We start from the raw sequence: 2,192 nt of genomic DNA on the forward strand, positions 1-2,192 counted from the left end.
CTCGCGCCGCGTTCGCGCACAGGGTGCGCTCCCACAAGGGGGGACAGGGGCGTCGTCATGGGCGCGCACTTGCATTTTTCGAAACTCACGATATATCTTAAGACTGTTACTTACGATATATCGGAGTTAGTCATGGGATTTCGTCATTTGTTCGATCGGCACCACGCGCACCATCACCACCACTGCCACGAAGGCCGCGATGCCTGGGCTCGCGAGGCCATCGGCATGGGCCGTGGCCGGGGACGCGGTCGGGGCTTCGGGGACGACGAGGGTGAAGGCGGCTGGGGTGGCATGGGTGGACGTTTCCGCGGGGGCCGCGTGTTTGGCCACGGCGACCTCAAGCTGATCCTGCTCGCCTTGATCGCCGAACAGCCGCGTCATGGCTACGAACTGATCCGCACCATCGAGGAGATGTTCGACGGCGCCTACTCGCCCAGCCCCGGCGCGGTCTATCCCACCCTCACCCTGCTCGAGGAGCTGGGTCACGCGAGCGTGGAAAACGACGGCGGCAAGAAGCTCTACACCATCACGGCCGAAGGCAAGGCGTTTCTCGCCGAAAACAAGGAAGCCGTGGACACGGTGATGTCGCGCATGGAGCAGACCGCCAAGATGTTTGCCCGCGCTGCCGCCCCGATGGCCTTGCGCGAGGCCATGCACAGCCTCAAGCGTGCGCTGTTCATGCACGGCGGCCCGTGGAACGCGGATGAAGTGAAGCGCATCGGCGACATCATCCGCAAGGCCGCGGAAGAGATCGCCAAGGGCAACAAGGATGCCTGACGCCATGTCCACTGCGCCGGCCGACGTTCATCAGCTGCTGGCGCAGGCGGGCATGCGTGCCACGCCACCGCGCCTGGCGATCTGGCGGGTGCTGCACGAGGCGAGTGACGAGCCGGATGCGGTGGAACTGATGTGTCGCGCGCAGGCGCTGGAGCCACACACCAGTCTCGGCACGGTGTATCGCTTTCTGCGCGAACTGGAGCAGCACGGGTTGGCCAGTTCGCGTGCCGTGGCGCACGAGCGAGCGCGTTGGCGACTGGGCGCATCGAGCGGATCAGTGTCGCGGCAGCCCGAAGCGATCGCTGCCGTAGCCCGGCTGGCGGCGGCGTTTGGTTATCGCCTGGTTCGCGCGACCAGCTGAAAGTCAGCGGCGCACGGTTCCTCGCCGCGACGCCAGCCGATCAGCCAGCCTCGTAGGCTCGGGCAACCGATACTTCGTACCAAACGCCAGCACCAGTTCCGGCGCAGTGGCCATGCTCACTCTATGCCCCGGCGAAATGATCAAGGGCCGGATGCGATCCTTGCTGCGCAGGACGCAGCCGATCACTTCGCCCTTGTACTCCAGCGGCTGACGGTCGCCACGGTGCGGCCCCACTTCCTCGTGCACACCCACCAAGATCGATTTCGCCACGCCGATGGTCGGCAGGCCGGTGACCACGCCCAGGTGCGCGGCGATGCCGAGTCGTCGCGGATGCGCGATGCCGTGGCCGTCGACGAACACCAGATCCGGCGATTCCGGCAGTTCCGACAAAGCTTGCAGCAAGGCAGGCAGCTCGCGAAACGAGAGCAGCCCGGGGATATAGGGCATGCGCGTCGGCTGTCGCGCGACCACTTCGGCGATCGGCGCCAGCGTCTGCGCATCGATCAACACCGCCGCCGCGCGCGTCACCGCACCGCTCTCTTCAAAGCCCACATCGACGCCGGCGACATGGCGCAGTGGCGGATAGTCGTCCACCAGCCGCACCTGCGCGGCCAGTTCGGACTGAAGCAGGCGTGCCTTGGCGACGTTTCCGTCCCAGGGCGGCATGGTGTTGGCGAGGTCGAAGGCGCTCATCAAGAGAGCGTGAATGCCCGGGCCTGAACACACCGTCAAAACATTTATTCATTGACCGGTTCAGGACCGGTCGGGATCATGCCCGCATGCCTATCCTGTCTCGTCTGCTGCTGATCCTTCTATTCGCCGTCGCTGGCGCCTCTCCCGTCTTGGCCCAGGACACCCAGAACAACGGGCAGATCCAGCAGACCGTGCTCGCCACGCCTGACCAGTTGAGCACACAGCTCGACCAGATCAAGAAGACGCTGACCGACAAGACCAAGCTCACCGACGACATCCTCACCGACGCGCGCAGCAAGACGCAGGCGATCCAGCAGCAAGCCGACCAGTTGACCACCAGCCTCGCTCCGCAGGCTGATGC

Annotated in this window: 3 protein-coding genes and 1 pseudogene; 3 read left to right on the forward strand and 1 reads right to left on the reverse strand. The window is 65.2% G+C overall.

Features of this window, described 5'->3' with window-relative positions; translation table 11 throughout:
- Positions 1-132: 132 nt before the first annotated feature.
- Together AC1DMG_RS21675 and AC1DMG_RS21680 are read left to right on the forward strand one after the other, a co-directional pair.
- Positions 133-777: a PadR family transcriptional regulator gene (locus tag AC1DMG_RS21675; protein ID WP_441603418.1), complete on the forward strand. Its 645-nt coding sequence runs from the start codon at positions 133-135 to the stop codon at positions 775-777.
- Positions 778-781: 4 nt separating this feature from the next.
- A complete protein-coding gene (locus AC1DMG_RS21680) occupies positions 782-1,138 on the forward strand; it encodes a Fur family transcriptional regulator (protein WP_441603419.1) in 357 nt (118 codons plus the stop codon).
- A 3-nt stretch (positions 1,139-1,141) separates the two neighbouring features.
- Here AC1DMG_RS21680 and nfi read toward each other — a convergent pair whose 3' ends face one another.
- A complete protein-coding gene (gene nfi, locus AC1DMG_RS21685; RefSeq protein WP_441603420.1) occupies positions 1,142-1,831 on the reverse strand; it encodes a deoxyribonuclease V in 690 nt (229 codons plus the stop codon).
- Positions 1,832-1,917: 86 nt separating this feature from the next.
- Between nfi and AC1DMG_RS21690 the strand changes: the two are divergent.
- Positions 1,918-2,192: pseudogene (locus tag AC1DMG_RS21690) on the forward strand (DUF3772 domain-containing protein); the annotation flags it as partial.

The organism is Dyella sp. 01N36 (assembly GCF_056399745.1).